Source organism: Agrococcus versicolor (genome assembly GCF_039531815.1).
In the GTDB taxonomy this organism is placed as follows: Bacteria; Actinomycetota; Actinomycetes; order Actinomycetales; family Microbacteriaceae; genus Agrococcus; species Agrococcus versicolor.
In genome coordinates this window covers 167,201-183,002 of sequence record NZ_BAAAQT010000001.1, presented here as the reverse complement: position 1 = coordinate 183,002, position 15,802 = coordinate 167,201, and the positions used below count along the sequence as shown (strand labels likewise).

Annotated in this window: 13 protein-coding genes; 7 read left to right on the top strand and 6 right to left on the bottom strand. The window is 73.8% G+C overall.

Annotated features, from left to right (window positions below; genetic code table 11):
* The first annotated feature begins 288 nt into the window (after positions 1–288).
* Entirely contained in the window at positions 289–1,698 is a 1,410-nt protein-coding gene (locus tag ABD249_RS00900) for an MFS transporter (protein ID WP_344339371.1), read from the top strand.
* A gap of 358 nt (positions 1,699–2,056) precedes the next feature.
* On the opposite strand, the gene ABD249_RS00895 is transcribed toward ABD249_RS00900, so the two are convergent.
* The 5 genes from ABD249_RS00895 to ABD249_RS00875 all read right to left on the bottom strand — a co-directional run bounded on the left by ABD249_RS00895 (position 2,057) and on the right by ABD249_RS00875 (position 8,029).
* A complete protein-coding gene (locus tag ABD249_RS00895) occupies positions 2,057–2,812 on the bottom strand; it encodes a hypothetical protein (protein ID WP_344339369.1) in 756 nt (251 codons plus the stop codon).
* A 359-nt stretch (positions 2,813–3,171) separates the two neighbouring features.
* Entirely contained in the window at positions 3,172–3,522 is a 351-nt protein-coding gene (locus ABD249_RS00890; RefSeq protein WP_344339367.1) for a hypothetical protein, read from the bottom strand.
* Positions 3,523–3,624: 102 nt separating this feature from the next.
* On the bottom strand, positions 3,625–3,885 hold the full coding sequence (locus ABD249_RS00885; protein ID WP_344339364.1) for a hypothetical protein: 261 nt from the start codon (positions 3,883–3,885) through the stop codon (positions 3,625–3,627).
* Between the two features lie 104 nt (positions 3,886–3,989).
* Positions 3,990–4,469: a GNAT family N-acetyltransferase gene (locus ABD249_RS00880; protein WP_344339363.1), complete on the bottom strand. Its 480-nt coding sequence runs from the start codon at positions 4,467–4,469 to the stop codon at positions 3,990–3,992.
* Positions 4,466–8,029, bottom strand: coding sequence for a proline dehydrogenase family protein (locus ABD249_RS00875; protein WP_425546272.1), 3,564 nt, complete (start codon positions 8,027–8,029; stop codon positions 4,466–4,468). Before ABD249_RS00875 ends, ABD249_RS00880 begins: the two co-directional genes overlap by 4 nt.
* A 1,307-nt stretch (positions 8,030–9,336) precedes the next feature.
* Here ABD249_RS00875 and ABD249_RS00870 point away from each other — a divergent pair.
* From ABD249_RS00870 to ABD249_RS00845, 6 genes are all read left to right on the top strand, one after another.
* Entirely contained in the window at positions 9,337–10,893 is a 1,557-nt protein-coding gene (locus ABD249_RS00870; protein WP_344339360.1) for a phytoene desaturase family protein, read from the top strand.
* 34 nt (positions 10,894–10,927) lie between these two features.
* Positions 10,928–11,392: a VOC family protein gene (locus tag ABD249_RS00865; RefSeq protein WP_344339359.1), complete on the top strand. Its 465-nt coding sequence runs from the start codon at positions 10,928–10,930 to the stop codon at positions 11,390–11,392.
* A gap of 65 nt (positions 11,393–11,457) precedes the next feature.
* Positions 11,458–12,132 (top strand): Type 1 glutamine amidotransferase-like domain-containing protein, encoded by a 675-nt coding sequence (locus tag ABD249_RS00860; RefSeq protein ID WP_344339357.1) that lies wholly within the window; start codon positions 11,458–11,460, stop codon positions 12,130–12,132.
* Positions 12,133–12,357: 225 nt separating this feature from the next.
* Positions 12,358–13,074 (top strand): WXG100-like domain-containing protein, encoded by a 717-nt coding sequence (locus ABD249_RS00855; protein ID WP_344339356.1) that lies wholly within the window; start codon positions 12,358–12,360, stop codon positions 13,072–13,074.
* A gap of 19 nt (positions 13,075–13,093) precedes the next feature.
* Positions 13,094–13,735, top strand: a complete 642-nt coding sequence (locus tag ABD249_RS00850; RefSeq protein WP_344339355.1) for a hypothetical protein — start codon at positions 13,094–13,096, stop codon at positions 13,733–13,735.
* 4 nt (positions 13,736–13,739) lie between these two features.
* Complete coding sequence (locus tag ABD249_RS00845; RefSeq protein ID WP_344339352.1) at positions 13,740–14,900, top strand: hypothetical protein; 1,161 nt, start codon at positions 13,740–13,742, stop codon at positions 14,898–14,900.
* 318 nt (positions 14,901–15,218) lie between these two features.
* On the opposite strand, the gene ABD249_RS00840 is transcribed toward ABD249_RS00845, so the two are convergent.
* Entirely contained in the window at positions 15,219–15,773 is a 555-nt protein-coding gene (locus ABD249_RS00840) for a thioesterase family protein (protein ID WP_344339351.1), read from the bottom strand.
* Positions 15,774–15,802: the final 29 nt, after the last annotated feature.

Sequence of the window (15,802 nt, the reverse complement as noted above, 5' to 3'; positions counted from 1 at the left end):
CCTCGCCCCTCGTGCTCCGCCTCGCCCACCCGCTCCCTGAGGTGCTCCACCCACCCGCTCCCCGAGGTGCTCCACCCACCCGATCCCTGAGGTGCGAGCGCAGCGAGCCTCGAAGGGCACCCAACCGCACGAACCCCTTCGAGGCTCGCTCCGCTCACACCTTCGGGGCCGGAAGGCGAGACCTCCTGCTGCTGCAGCGCTGCGAAGAGCGGGAGTCGAGCGAACACCGCATGAACGACGCCGCGCCCAGCCAGGAGCAGCGCACCGTCGCGACATAGGCTCGGCACCGTGAGCATCGCCACCGTCGACGACCGCATCCTGCGCAAGCGCGCCCGTGCCTGGGCGCTGTGGGACTGGGGCTCCGCCTCGTTCAACGCCGTCGTCACGACGTTCGTCTTCAGCCGCTACATCGCCTCCGACCTCTTCGTCGAGCCGGCGATCATCGCGGAGGGCGGCCAGGCGCTCACGGGCGCCCTCGCCGACAACGCCGCCGTCGTCGCCTGGGCGGTCGCGATCGCCGGCGGCCTCGTCGCGCTGCTCGCGCCGATCCTCGGCCAGCGCTCCGACGGCAGCGGCAAGCGCAAGCTGTGGCTCGCGATCAACACGGGCCTCACGATCCTCGCGATGCTCGCGATGTTCTTCGTCACGCCCGTGCCCGAGTACATCTGGCTCGGCGCGGCGCTGCTGGGCGTCGGCAACCTCTTCTTCGAGTTCGCGAGCGTCAACTACAACGCGATGCTGCACCAGGTCTCCACGAGGGAGAACATGGGCCGCGTCTCGGGCTTCGGATGGGGCATGGGCTACGTGGGCGGCATCGTGCTGCTGGCGCTGCTGCTCGTGCTCTTCCTCTTCCCGTTCGGCGACCCGGCGACCAACGGCCTGCTCGCCATCCCCTCGGGCACCGACGGCGAGGCGCTCGACGTGCGGCTCGCGATCGTCATCTCCGCCGTGTGGTTCGCGATCTTCGCGATCCCCGTGCTCGTCATGGTGCCCGAGCTGCCCGCGAAGGAGCGGGGCGAGCGCGTGAGCGTCGTCGAGTCGTACCGCCGACTGTTCCGCACGATCCGCGCCATCGGCCGTCGCAGCCCGAAGACGCTGCTCTTCCTCATCTCGAGCGCGATCTTCCGCGACGGCCTCTCGGCGATCTTCACGTTCGGCGCGATCATCGCCTCCACGGTCTTCGGCTTCTCGTCGACCGAGGTGCTGCTCTTCGCGATCGCCGCCAACGTCACGGCGGGCGCCGGCACGTTCGTCGGCGGCTGGGCGGACGACCGCTTCGGCCCGAAGGTCGTCATCACGACGTCGCTCATCGTCCTGTCGGCCGCGGGGATCTCGGCGATCTTCATCCAGGGCAAGGCCGCGTTCTGGGTCGTGGGCCTGATCCTCACGATCTTCGTCGGCCCCGTGCAGGCATCGGCCCGATCGTTCATGGCGCGCATCACGCCGCCCGGACGCGAGGGCGAGATGTTCGGCCTGTACGCGACCACGGGTCGCGCGGTGTCGTTCCTCGCGCCGACGCTCTTCGGCATCTTCGTCACGATCTTCTCGGACACCCGCTTCGGCATCATCGGCATCGTCATCGTGCTGCTGGCCGGCCTCGCGCTGCTCATCCCCGTGTCGCCCTCGCCCGTCGCGATCGACGACTCCGAGGTGGATGGGCGCGGTGCGGAGCCGCAGCCGACGCCGCCGCTGCGCTGATGCCGCGCTGCTGATCGGTCGCGCCGCCGCACCCGCCGCCGCCGCACCTGCCGCCGGTGCACCCGCCGCCGGTGCGCCCGCCGGATCCGCGCCTGAGCGGGCCGGCGCGTGCGATGCGTCCTCGACGGCCCGCTCAGCCGCGGAATCGGAGGGGGCGCTGCTCGCGACACCGCAGCCCCGCGGGACTGGCCGCCGCGACACGACGCGAGATCGAGTCGTCGAGGTCCTGCCGCGCTCGACAGCCAGCCTGCTCGCAGCCGTCGGATGCGACGCCTGCGCGCATGGCGCGATCGCAGCACCTCGGCGCCGCCCGCGTCCTCCACGCGGATGAGCGCAGCCGAGGCGGTCGCTGCGACCGCTAGCCGCCCGCCGCGGCGTCGAGCGCCTCGATCTCGGTCTGGACCTCTGCGACGGCGCGCTCATCCCAGCCGATGGCCATCATGTCAGAGACGGTCATGAGGACGAGCTCGTCGTGGGCGGCCACGACGTATCCCGTGTAGTGGTTGGACCCGTCCTGCGCCACGGCGACGAACCCGTGGCCGGCTGCCTCGATCGCAGGGGACGGCTCGAGGGGGCCGACCAGTCCGACGACGCCGTACTGCTCGACGGCGGTGCCCGTGACGTCGGTGCAGGCGATGGCCGCAGCGTCGACGGCGTCGACGAACGCCGCCGCACCGTCGGGCGACGGCATGCGGGCCACGACGACCCAGCTCACGAGCGTGTCGTCGTAGGGGTAGCCGCCGACGACGACCTCCTCCGGTGCGAGCGCGACGATCGCCTCTGCGGCCGCGGCGCACTCGGGCGCGTCGACGAAGGCGGCCGGATCGAGACCGGGCATCAGATCGTCGCGAGGCGACGTCGTCCAGTCGCCCCATCGATCCGGTTCGCCCGGCTCGAACGGCAGCGGCACGAGGGATGCGGCGAGGTCGACGTCGTCGAATCGCTCGCCATCGGCCTCGGGCGATGCGCTCGGGGACGGGTCCGGCGCGGTGGACGGAGACGCCGACGGCGCACCGGCGGATGCGGACGGCTCCGCGTCGAGCGTGCCGGGTGCGCACGCGCCGAGCACGAGCGTCGCCACGATGGCCACGGGAAGCACGAGGGTGCGGCGCACGGATCCTCCAGTCGTCACGACCATCGTGCCCGCTGCGTCCGAGCGTCCGCTGCACGGCCCCTGTCAGGCTCCGTCACCCGTGGCGGTCGAAGCCCCGCCGCGCCCGAGCAACCGCGGCACGATCCCGGTGGCGATCGGTCAGCCAAGGTGGGCGTCGGCCTGCAACCCTCCCCGTGCGGCGGATGCGACGCGTCGGCTCGCCCGACGGCCTCCTGGCCATCCCCACGGGCCGACGGCGAGGCGATCGACGTGCGCCTCGCGCGCCAACTCCACCGCCGCGATCACGCGTGAGCGGGATGCGAGACGCCATGCGCGCCTCGCGGGTCTGTCAGCCGTGGATGCGGCGGTGCAGCCGCGACCTATGCCGCGTCGGCGTCGAGCGTCGCGGCCCGGTGTGCGCGCCGGCGGCGGCGCACCACGCGCACGACGAGCGCGATCAGGAGGCCGATCGCGGCCGCCCCGCCCACGAAGGGCAGCGACTCGGGGCGCGCGACGACGCCGACGACGAGGGCGAGGCCGATGCAGGACGCGTGCACGACCTGCCCGATGCGGACGAGACGATCCGCGCGCTCGTCCGCATCCTCCGCCCGCGGGCGTCGACGGCCGTCCGCATCCCGCGGATCGCGCAGCCGCCCGGCCCGCACGGAGCAGACGAGGAACGCCGTGCCGCCGACGAGATAGAGCGTCGATGCGACGAGCAGCCAGTCCATCCCGATCCCATCCTCGACTCGATGTCGCCGTCCACCCTCTCGGACGAGGCTGGACGGCGCATCCCCGTCGGTGGGCTCGCCGCGTTCGGCGGCGACGCCTCGTCAGGCGGTCGCGTGCAGCTGGCGGGCGCGGCCGCGTCGCAGCAGGACGACGACGCCGGCGATGGCGAGCGCGACGCCGATCGGCAGCGCGAGCAGCGCCGCCATCATGACCGCGGCGTCGGCCGGCAGCATCGAGCAGCCCACCGACGTGTCCTCGTAGTCGCACGTGCGCCACGGCTGGAAGAAGTAGACGATGGCGACGACCATCGCGGCGAGGCTCGTGACGACGCCTGCGATCGTGAGGACGGCTCCCGTGCGCATGCGTCGATCTCAGCACGTCGACCGTGCGCGCCGCGTCCTCCGCGGGGATGACCGCGCGCACCGCACGCCACCTGCAGCCGACCGAGACGCGGAGCGGGCCGCGCTCAGCCCGAGCCGGGCGCCCCCAGCGCGACCCGCAGCAGCTCGTCGGTCTCGGTCGCCGTCCGACGCACGCCGGCGTCGTCGACGTAGTCGTAGGTCGTGGTCGACCGGATGCCGGTGCCGACGTAGCCGAGCCGCTCGTAGAGGGCTCGGGCGCGTGGGTTGTCGTCGCCGACCCCGACGGCGAGGGTCGCTGCCCCCGCCTCGCGAGCCGCTCGCTCGGCGGCGCGCACGAGCGCGGTCCCGACGCCGCGACCGCGGGCCGCCTGCGACACGTGCAGGTTGCGCAGCTCGGGCTCGACCGCGCGCGTCAGCTGCCCGTGCCCGAGGGCCGTGCCGCCCTCCCATGCGACGAGCAGCGTCGACTCCCCACGCTGCTGCGCCGCCCACGCAGCGGCCGCGAACCCCCGTCCGGGCGGCTCGGCGGAGGACAGCACCGCCACCTCCGCCTCCGCGAGCGCGCGGATCTCGACCGCGCTCACACCTCGAGGGCCGCGAACGCCGCGTCGGGGTTGCCGAAGCGGTGCGCCGTGATCGACACGGCCTGCTCGCGCAGGAACGGCATGAGCTCGAGCCTGCCCTCCACCGTGATGGGAGCGTCGTAGACCGCGACCGTCGGGTTGCCGGCGAGCAGCGGGCGCAGGCCCGCATCCGTGCCCGCGAGGCGGATGCGACGCGTCGGCTCGCCGGAGCGCACGAGGCCGTCGTGCACCTCGCGGCCGCGGTCGTCGAGCGCAGGCCCGGCGACGGGTGCGATCGCGGCGCCCGAGCGCAGACGGTCGTGGAAGGCGGCATCCGACTCGACGACGATCTCCTCGACGCGCAGCACGGGGCCGTGCGCCGTCACGAGCCGCTCGAGCGCGGGCGGCAGCGCCCGCGACGACGAGATGCGCACCGTGGCGCGAGCACGCGCGGCGGCGGCGAGCACGCGCACGAGCTGCCCCATCGTGCCGTCGTCGGCGAGGCGCACGAGCGTCTGCGTCGGCCGGTAGCGCAGCACGTTGCGCTCGACCCCGAGGTCCGAGACGTCGAGCGAGCGACCGAGGCTCGCCTCCCAGGCGTGCTGATCGCTGTTGGCGCCCGCACGGATGCGGTCGAACTCGAGGAAGTCGAGCTGCGGCGTCGCCGACTCGATGAGGTTCGACACCCGCTTGTGCAGGCCGGCGAGCTTCACGTTCGACCGCGGAGGCTGGAAGACGGGCTCCCAGTCGACGAGCGTCGACAGGTACGACGGGCCGCCGGCCTTCGCGCCGGGCCCGACCTGCGACAGCCGCCAGCCGCCGAACGGCTGCCTGCGCACGATCGCGCCCGTGATGCCGCGGTTGACGTACAGGTTGCCCGCCTGCACGCGCTGCATCCACTCCTGCACCTCGTCGACGTCGAGCGAGTGGATGCCGGCGGTGAGGCCGTAGTCGGTGCCGTCCTGCACCGCGATGGCCTCGTCGAGCGTGCGCACGGCGATGAGCGACAGGTGGGGTCCGAAGAACTCGGTGCGGTGCGTGAAGGAGCCGGGCTGCACGCCCATGCGCACGCCCGGGCTCCACATGCGGCCCTCGGCGTCGAGCTGGCGCGGCTCGACGAGCCACGACTCCCCCTCGCCGAGCGTCGTGAGCGCCTCGAGCAGGCGTCCGGATGCGGGTTCGACGATGGGCCCGACGTGCGTGCGAGGGTCGAGCGGCGACCCGACGCGCAGCGTCTGCACGGCGTCGACGAGCTGCCGGCGGAAGCGCTCGGACGTGGCGACCGAGCCGACGAGGATGCCGAGCGAGGCCGCCGAGCACTTCTGCCCCGCATGCCCGAACGCGCTCTTCACGAGGTCGGAGACCGCGAGGTCGAGGTCGGCGGAGGGCGTGACGACGATGCCGTTCTTGCCGCTCGTCTCGGCGAGCAGCGGCAGGTCGGCGCGCCACGACGAGAACAGCGCGGCCGTCTCGGACGAGCCGGTGAGGATGAGCCTGCCGACGGCGGGGTGGGCGACGAGGTGCCGCGACACCTCGCCCTCCTCCATGTCGCACAGCACGAGCACGTCGCGGGGTACGCCCGCCTCCCACAGCGCCTCGAGCAGCACCGCCGCCGAGCGCCGTGCCTGCGGCGCGGGCTTCACGATGACGGCCGAGCCGGTCGCAAGCGCCGCGGTGATGCCGCCGGCGGGGATGGCGACGGGGAAGTTCCACGGCGGGGTGACCACGGTGAGCGCGACGGGCACGGGGCGCGCGTGCTCGGTCTCCTCGAGCAGCACGGCCTGGTCGGCGTAGTAGCGGGCGAAGTCGATCGCCTCCGACACCTCGGGGTCGCCCTCGGCGAGGGTCTTGCCCGTCTCGGCGGCCATGACCTCCAGCAGGCGGCCCCGGTACGCACCGAGCGTGACCGCGGCGTCGCGCAGGATGCGCGCACGCGCCTCGGCGCCGCTCGCCGCCCATCCGGCGGCGGCCTCGACGGCCTTGCCGATGCGGCGCTCGAGGGTCGGGACGTCCTCGATGCGGTTGAGCTCGAGCGTGCGGGTGCCGAGGGTCGACGACGCGGCGCGCTCGAGGATCTGCCTGCCCCACGCGCGGTTCGCAGCGAGCGACGCGTCGGTGTCGGGCTCGTTCTCGAAGCCCTCCTCCTGCACGGGGCCGACCGCGACCGACAGGTCGCCCGAGCGGTCCTGGGTGCGGTTGGGCGGCAGCGGCGCGAGCCCCTGCTCGCGCAGGATGTCGACGGAGGCGAGGAAGCGGTCGCGCTCGCGGTGGAAGACGTCGGGATCGGTGCCCAGCTCGAACATGCCGGACATGAAGTTCTCGCCCGAGCCGTTCTCCTCGAGCCTGCGCACGAGGTACGCGACGGCGGCGTCGAACTCCTTCGGCCGCACCACGGGCGTGTAGAGCAGCACCTCGGGCACGTCGGCGCGGATGGCGTCGATGTGCTCGGCGGCCATGCCGAGCAGCATCTCGACGTCGATGGCGCGGATCGTGCCGGTGCGGTGCGCGAGCTCGACGGCGTAGGCGAGGTCGAAGAGGTTGTGGCCGGCGACGCCGACGCGCACGGCGCGCGTGCGCTCGGGCGTGAGCGCGGCATGCAGCACGCGCTTGTAGTTGGCGTCGGTGTCGGCCTTCGACGGCAGCACCGTGAGCGGCCAGCCGTGCACGGCGGCGTCCGCGCGCTCCATCGCGAGGTTCGCGCCCTTCACGACGCGCACCTTGATCGGCGCGCCGCCGCCGGCGACCCGCTGCTGCGCCCACGCGGTGAGGCCGTCGAGGGCCGACAGGGCGTCGGGCAGGTACGCCTGGAGGACGATCCCCGCGTGCAGGCCGCGCAGCTCGGGCTGCTCGAGGATGCGCTGGAAGACCGCGATCGTCAGGTCGAGGTCGCGGTACTCCTCCATGTCGAGGTTGATGAACGTCTGCGTGGGGCCGGACGCCGCCATGCGGTAGAGCGGCAGGAGCCGCTCGACGACGGCGACGACCGTCTCGTCGAACGACCACAGCTGCAGCTGCGGCGCCATGCTCGAGACCTTGATCGACACGTAGTCGACGTCGTCGCGCTGCAGCAGCTCGGCCGTGCCGCGCAGACGGTGCTCGGCCTCCTGCTCGCCGAGGACGGCCTCGCCCAGCAGGTTGACGTTGAGCCGCGTGCCGTCGGCCCGCAGTCGGGCGAACGACTTCGCGAGGCGGTCGGGCGTCGCGTCGAGCACGAGGTGCGACACGAGCGAGCGCATCGCGCGCTTGGCGATCGGGATGACCGCGCCGGGCGCGAGCACGCCGAAGCCGCCGCCCATCGTGACGCCGAGCTTGAGGTACCAGTCGAGGAAGTCGGGCATGTCGCGGCTGAGGCGGTCGAACGCGCGTGCGCTCACGACGGCGTCCTCCGGGCGGACGACGCGATCGACGAAGCCGATGGCGAAGTCGAGGCCGCGCTCGTCGGCGAGCAGGCCCGCGAGCCGCTCGGCCGAGCGGTCGCGCCGTCGCGGCTGCTGTCCCTCGCGAGCGAGCCAGCCGCGCACGCGGTGGATGGCGGCCTGCGCGAGCTCGTCGTCGGTGTCGGGCTCGGTGGGGTGCAGGATCGCGAAGCGTGCGGCCCCGGCCGGGTCGAGCGGCGCGGTGGGCGCGGGGCCGGGCTGCGGCACGCCGGGCACGGCGCCCGTCGGCTGGGCGCCGGCCGCAGGATGCGGGAACGGGCCGGGCACGGGCGCGGTCGTCGCGTGCGGGGGCGCGACGCCGGCGGGCTGGGCCGACGGGGGCACGACGCCGGGGTCGTGACCGGTGACGGGCTGCGCGCTCGCCGCCTCCTGCACGCCGCTCCACTGGGCGGCGAGCAGGTCGTCGTCCGCTCCGTGCGGCTGCTCGTCCGTCGAGCCGGCCGATCCAGCCGATCCGGCGTCGACGGTCTGACGGGGGTTGCCGGGCTCGACCTGCAGGATCGGGTCGACCTCGAGCGGCTCGACCTGCGCCGTGCGGGCGATGGCATCCCAGCCGGGAGCCGAGCCGTGGGCGTGGTCGGACGCGGACAGCATCCACCCGCGCGACTCGGCGGCCGGGGGCTCGGATGCCGGGGCCTCGGCCGCGGCGACGGGGTCGGGACCGGGCTCGGGCTCGAGGTCCGCCTCGATGCTCGGCTGCTCGAGCGACAGCATCCAGCCGACGCGCTCGGGCTCCTCGGTGGCGGGGCGAGCGTCGGATGCACGGCCGGTCTCGGGCTCGACGACCTGCCAGTCGTGCTCCTGCTGCTCGTCGCCCGAGGTGCGTGCGGCCTCGCCGGCGACGGTCCACGGGTCGCTCGAGCCGTCGTCGCCAGCGCTCGGCGCGGGCGCCTGCACGGGCAGCACCTGGGTCGGCGGGTCGACGCGCTCGTCGTCGGCGATCCAGAACGGCTCCTCGGCGGCGGCGGCGCGCGGCGCCTCCCCCGTCGGGACGGATGCCGCGGCGGGCGCGGGAGCGGCAGGTGCGGATGCGGGCGCAGCGGGCGTCGAGGGCGCGGGCTCCGAGGACGGCACGGCAGGCGTGCGGTACGGCGGCGCGGGCGTCGCGGCCTCGATCGTCGAGAGCTCGCCGGTGCGCGGCGCGTGCTGCTCGTCGAGCACCTCGACGTCTGACCCGAAGAGCGCGTCGAGGTCGTCGAGATCCGAGGTCTCGTGCTGACCGTCCGCCGCCTCGTGGTCGCGCGCACCCCGGTCGTCTCCCGAGAGCGCGTCGGCCTCTGCCGCGCCCGCTCGGAGGATGTCGTCGAAGTCGGGCGCGTCGCCACGCGGGGCATCCGTCATGCCGCCATCGTACGCAGCGCCCGGCCCCCTCGAAGGGCGGCGCGAGCGGCGCGCCGACGACTCCGCCCACCGCTCCGCCGACGGCGGAACCGAGGCGCTAGCGTCGCGGTGTGACCGCGCATGCACCCCGCACGGCCCGCGTCGCCATCGTCGGCGGCGGGCACAACGCCCTGACGGCAGCCGCCTACCTCGCGCGCGCTGGCGTCGACGTCACGGTGCTCGAGCGGCTCGACCGCGTCGGCGGCGCCGCCGTCTCGACGCAGGCCTTCGCCGGGGTCGATGCGCGCCTGTCGCGCTACTCGTACCTCGTGAGCCTGCTCCCGAGGCGCATCGTCGACGACCTCGGGCTCTCGGTGCCGCTCGCCCGCCGCCGCTACTCGTCCTACACGCCGGTCGCGGGATCCGACGTCGGGCTGCTCGTCGACGAGCACGACGCCGACGCGACGCGCGCGTCGTTCGCCGCGATCGGCGCCGCCGCCGACGCAGACCGCTTCGCCGCCCTCTACCGGCGCACGGCGCTCGTCGCGCAGGCCGTGTTCCCGACGATGACCGAGCGGCTGCCGATGCGCGCCGACCTGCAGGCGCGCGCGGGCGCGTCGTCCGCGTGGGCGGAGATCGTCGACGCCCCGATCGCGCAGGCGATCGAGGATGCCGTCGCGCACGACGTCGTCCGCGGCGTCGTCGCGACCGATGCGCTCATCGGCACGTTCGACGACCTCCGCACCGGCCTCGCGGGCAACCGCTGCCTGCTCTACCACGTCATCGGCGGCGGCACGGGCGACTGGGACGTGCCCATCGGCGGCATGGGTCGCGTCTCCGGCGGCATCGCCGACGCGGCGATCGCAGCGGGCGCCCGCCTGCGCACCGGCGCCACGGTCACGGCGATCGCGCCCGACGGCGAGGTCGCATGGATCGAGGGCGACGAGGAGCGCAGGGAGGGATTCGACCTCGTGCTCTCCGGCGTCGCCCCCGCGGTGCTCGCGCGTCTGCTCGGCGAGGAGGCGCCGCGCCCCGAGGGCGCGCAGGTCAAGGTGAACATGGTGCTGTCGCGGCTGCCGCGACTGCGGGGCGGCATCGCGCCCGAGGCGGCGTTCGGCGGCACGTTCCACGTGCAGGAGTCGTGGACGCAGCTCGCCGACGCGCACCGCACGGCAGCCGCAGGCGGCATCCCCGACCCGCTGCCGTGCGAGATCTACTGCCACACGCTGTCCGACCCGTCGATCCTCGGCGCGGACCTCGCGGCATCCGGCGCCCACACCCTCACGGTCTTCGGCCTCCATGCACCCGACCGGCTGCTCGACGACGGCGATCGCGACGGCGTGCGCGCCGCGATGCAGACGGCGGTGCTGCGCTCGCTCGACGCCGTGCTCGCCCAGCCGATCGAGCCGCTGCTGCTGCAGGACGCGCACGGCGCCGCATGCATCGAGACGAAGACGACGCGCGACCTCGAGGACGCGCTCGCGATGCCCGGCGGCGACATCTTCCACGGCGCGCTGTCGTGGCCGTGGCTCGACGAGGCGCCGGGGTCGATCGCCGAGGCATGGGGCGTCGAGACGGCGCACGAGCGCATCCTCATGGCCGGGGCGGGTGCGCGACGCGGCGGTGCCGTCTCGGGCATCGGCGGGCACAACGCCGCCCACGCGGCGCTCGAGCTGCTGCGCCTCTGAGGGCGCTCGCGGGCGCCGGGGCCAGAGTGGGGGCATGACCGATCCCACGACCCCCAGGCAGCTGCGCCTGATCATCGAGACCGACGACTTCGACGCGGCGGTGCGCTTCTACCGCGACGTGCTCGGGATGCCCGAGCAGGCCGCGTTCGCCACCGAGGGCGACGACCGCGTGTCGATCCTGCACGCCGGCGTCGCGACCATCGAGCTCGCCTCGTCGGCCCACGCCCGCGCCATCGACGAGGTGGAGGGCATGCCCGCGACGAGCGGCCCGACGCTGCGCCTCGCCCTCGAGGTCGACGACACGGCTCGGGCCGTCGCCGCGGTCGCCGATGCCGGCGCGGACGTGCTCGCCCCGCCGACGCGCACGCCGTTCCGCTCGCTGAACGCCCGCGTGCAGGGCCCCGCCGGCTGGCAGGTGACCTTCTTCCAGGAGCTCGAGACGCTCGAGGAGCGGCAGGAGCGCGATGGCTTCACGACCGACGACGAGCGCGCACGGTAGCCCCGCTCGCGACGACCTCGTGCGCTGCGGGCGCGCGACGCAGCGGGGCGCACTACCGTCGCTGCATGCGATACCTCCTGACCTCCGCGGGCGTCACGAACGACACCGTCCGCGCCGCGCTCGACAGCACGCTCCCGCGACCGGTCGCGCAGTGCTCGGCACTCGTGATCCCCACGGCCGGGCACTGGTTCGACGCGAGCATCGCCGCGGACCTCGTCACGGGCGCGCACGGCGGTCCGTTCGCCAACCTCGGCTGGGGATCGCTCGGCGTGCTCGAGCTGACCGCGCTCCCCACGATCCCCGAGGAGGCGTGGCTGCCGCGGCTGCGCAGCACCGACGTGCTGCTCGTCGGCGGCGGCGATCCGACGTACCTCGCGGGGTGGATGCGACGCTCGGGCTTCCTCGACGCGCTGTCGAGCCTGCGGGACGACGTCGTGTACGCAGGGCTCTCGGCGGGCAGCCAGGCCGTCGGAGCGAGCCTCGGGCTGTCGTACAACGGGCGGCGGCTCGACCCGGAGGGCCCCGAGGCGCCGCTCGGCCTCGTCGACCTCGCCATCTACCCCCACCTCGAGGATCCGGAGATGGACGACACGCGCCTCGCCGCCATCGCCGCGTGGGCGCGCGACGTGCCGTGCGACACGTACGCGATCGACGACGAGACGGCGGTCGTGTGGGTCGACGGCGTCGTCGAGGTCGTCTCCGAAGGCCGATGGGAGCGCATCCGCGGCACGCGCCGCTGATCGCCCGCGGGCGGACGCGGCACGTGGCCGGCTCGCCGGCCGTCGCACCGGCGGACGGCGGGCGGACGGCGCCCGGATCGGCGGGCGGGCCGGTGGGCGGGTCCCTGGGCAGAACTCCCCATCGCGCACCCAGGCCCCCGCCAGTAGCGTCTGACCTAGCGCCGAGCCCCCTGCGAGCTCGTGACGCGACCCTCTTCTCATGCACGACCAGCAAGGAGCGCCGTCATGGCCCTGACCATCCCCGGCGAGCTCGCCTGGGTGCTCGATCTGCTCGGCTTCGAATGGCCGCAGCTCGACGAGGACGCCATCCACCAGGCGGCGCACATCATGCGGCAGTTCGAGGAGGACCTCAACTCCGCCATCGACGCCGCCGACGCCAACGTGCAGGAGGCGTACGCGTCCGTCACCGGCTCGTTCGCCCGCGCCCACGCCGACGCGTGGGACGAGGAGCGCTCGGGCAGCATGCGCCAGCTCTCCGACCTCGTCGGCCCGGCCGCGACCGGCGTCGACCTCTTCGCCGACGCGATCGTCGCCCTCAAGCTCAAGGTCATCGCCGAGCTCGTCATCACCGCCGCGCAGATCGCCGTCGCGATCGCCTCGGCGTTCGTGACCTTCGGCGCCGGCGCAGCCGTGCAGGCCGCGATCCTCGTCGCCCGCAAGAAGGCGCTCGACATCCTCGCCGACATCATGATCGACGCCGCGGTCGGGCAGGTGCTCGAGATGGTCATGGACCCGCTCATCCAGGTCGCCGAGCCGCTCATCGACGCGACGATGGACTCGCCGGTCGTGCAGGGCGCCGTCGGCGAGGCCGAGGCGCTCATCCTCGACCTGAACGCGCTCGACCGCGCATCCACGGGCATGGCCCAGACGAGCGACGACGTCGACAGCCTCGGCGAGGACTTCGTCAGCCAGATCATGGCCCTCGACTTCTCGACCGCGTGATGGGATCGGTGACCCTCTGATGGCCAACAGCAAGCTCGACGGCGCAGCCGATGAGGTGCGCGAGACGCTCATGGCGCAGTTCCGTCGCATCGCGCGGCTGCACAGGAAGCGCGCGCGCGACCGCGCGGACAAGATGGAGTCCGACGCGGAGGCGATCCGCGACCTCGACCGCTTCGACCACATGCCGGACGACCTCGCGGACGTGCACGCGCTGCCCAACGGCAGCCGACCGCATCCGTCGACGTACTTCTCCCGGGAGGACCTGGACGACCACGAGTCGCGCTTCCAGAACGGCGGCACGCGCTTCATGCCGCGCGCGAACCTCGAGAAGTACGGGCCGGCGCAGGCCGATGGCACCAGCTTCCTGATGTCGAGCGACGAGGTCGATCAGATGCTCATCGACACGGGTGGCGACCAGGAGCTCATGGAGCGAGCGCTCGGCCTCGACCCCGGCGGCCTCGACGGCGACCTGGTGCGCGTCGACGTGCCGAACCCCTTCGACCACGGCATCCGCATGCCGACCGGCAACGAGAAGGGTGCGAACGACCACTGGCTTCCGGGCGGCACGCTCCCGGGTGGCATCTCAGAGGGTGTGATCGACGGCGGCGGGCTCGTGCGCGGCGTTGACTACACTGTCGATGACTTCGTACCAGGGGGCTGACGCGATGAAGACGCGAACCGTGCGCTTCTCGCGCGAGCACTACTACTCCCTCGACATCGAGGAGGAGACCGGGCGTCGAGTCCTCTCGATCCCGGTCACGTTCGGAGCCATCGACTCCGAGGAGCGCTACGCCCTCTCGGACGAGCTCTTCGCACGACTCGTCGAGGACGAGGCGGCGGCGCAGGCCTTCGCCGACGAGTGCCGTGCGCATGCGCACGACGACCTCCTCGTCACCGAGCTCGGCTGGCGGCGCGGCTCCCCCATCGAGCCGTCGCCCGCGGGCACCATGCTGCCCCCTGCGCCGGCACCCGCGTCCGCACCCGTCGAGGGCGCGCAGGCGATCCGAGGCGACGAGCCCCCTGCATCCGTCTGGTTCGGACCCGATCCGTCCGGCGGGCCGGAGCGCGTCGCGTCGCCGCACCGCGCAGCGGCGGCACCGCTCGACGAGCGCGTCGCGTCGGTCGCGTCGGCGGCCCGCGAGGGCGACCTCTCCGGTCGCACGGCGCTCGTGGACCTCCTCCACGACTCGTCGCCGGACGGGCCCTCCATGCAGGCGCGCCTGCAGGCGCAGCGTCTGCTCGTGTCGCTCGCACGCGACGAGGACATCGCCGAGCCGACGACCTTCCGGTACCTCGACGACGCGCCGATGGCGCTCGTCGAGGCGTTCGCCGGGTCGGGCCGCCTCCTGCAGGCGCGGTCGGCCACCGACGCCCTCGTGCGCGTGGGCCGTGCGCACTGGCGCGAGCCCGACGTGCGTCGTGGCCTCATCTCGAGCCTCCTGGTGCTGGTGCACCGGCAGGAGGATCGCCGCGTCGAGCCGACGCTCGTCAACCTCGCGAAGGCGGCGGTCACGACGCTCGCCGAGCAGCCCGCCGCGTACCTCTTGAAGAGCGGTCCGTGGAGCCCGAGCGAGCAGATCGGACGCATGCGCTCGAGCGCCGAGCGATGCCACGCGCAGGGCAGCCTCTTCGGCAACTGGTTCCTCGCACCCGATCTCGCGCTGTGGAGCGGCATCCCGGGGCCGTACCTCAAGGACGTGCTGCTCTCCGACGACGATCTTGCCGCCGTGCTCGCCTGGGCGGATGCGCTCGACGCGCTCGCGTGGGTGCCAGGCCGCAAGTACTTCCACGGTCACGACGTCGACGGCGGGCCGTCGCTGCGCTGACGCGCCGCGCTCCCCCGCTCCCTGACGCTCGGGTGGTCGGCCGTCGCTGCGCTGACGCGCCGCCTACCCCCGCTCCCTGAGGTGCGAGCGGAGCGAGCCTCGAAGGGCGAGCCCCAGACGCTCGGGTGATCGGCCGTCGCTGCGCTGACCCGCCGCCTCCCCCCGCTCCCTGAGCCGCCGCCTACCCCGCTCCCTGAGGTGCGAGCGGAGCGAGCCTCGAAGGGCGAGCCCCTCGACGATCGAGTGGTCGGCCGTCGCTACGCTGACGCGACGCCTACCCCCGCTCCCTGAGGTGCGAGCGGAGCGAGCCTCGAAGGGCTAGCCCCAGACGCTCGGGTGGTCGGCCTTCGACGCGGGCAGCGCCGACCAGTCGGCCCACGTGCGGATCTCGCCCGGCACGGGATGGTTGGCCTCGAAGTCGTAGCCGCACGCCTCGCTGACGACCGACATCCGCACGGCGCCGACGCCGCGCTGCACGAAGCGTCCGCGCACGAGGGCGCGCGCCATGACCTGCCCGTCGGAGACGAAGCGCTGCTCGATGAAGCAGCTGCGCTCGTCGGCGCCGACGAGTCGCGACTCGAGCGTGAAGCGCTGCAGGAAGCCGATCGAGCGGCGGTAGGCGATCGACTGCTGCCCGACGACGGCGTGGATGCCGGCCTTCGACAGCCGGTCGGCGATGCCGGTGCGCTTCGTGAGGTCGATGCGACCGAGGTCCATGAACGACAGGTAGCGGCCGTTGTTCATGTGGCCGAGGAGGTCGATGTCGACGAGCAGCACCCGGTGGTCGATGCGGCTGACCTCGTCCATCGCGAGGCGCGGGCCTCGGTTGCCGCGGACGAGCATGGCGAGCAGGAACCGCAGGAGCATGTGCATGCTCCCATCGTGGCGGCTCTCGCCGGCAC

Coding starts and splice junctions, on each gene's coding strand:
- ABD249_RS00890 (WP_344339367.1), bottom strand. CDS start 3,522: ATGGACTGGCTGCTCGTCGCATCGACGCTCTATCTCGTCGGCGGCACG.
- ABD249_RS00885 (WP_344339364.1), bottom strand. CDS start 3,885: ATGCGCACGGGAGCCGTCCTCACGATCGCAGGCGTCGTCACGAGCCTC.
- ABD249_RS00865 (WP_344339359.1), top strand. CDS start 10,928: ATGACCGATCCCACGACCCCCAGGCAGCTGCGCCTGATCATCGAGACC.
- ABD249_RS00860 (WP_344339357.1), top strand. CDS start 11,458: ATGCGATACCTCCTGACCTCCGCGGGCGTCACGAACGACACCGTCCGC.
- ABD249_RS00855 (WP_344339356.1), top strand. CDS start 12,358: ATGGCCCTGACCATCCCCGGCGAGCTCGCCTGGGTGCTCGATCTGCTC.
- ABD249_RS00850 (WP_344339355.1), top strand. CDS start 13,094: ATGGCCAACAGCAAGCTCGACGGCGCAGCCGATGAGGTGCGCGAGACG.
- ABD249_RS00845 (WP_344339352.1), top strand. CDS start 13,740: ATGAAGACGCGAACCGTGCGCTTCTCGCGCGAGCACTACTACTCCCTC.
- ABD249_RS00840 (WP_344339351.1), bottom strand. CDS start 15,773: ATGCACATGCTCCTGCGGTTCCTGCTCGCCATGCTCGTCCGCGGCAAC.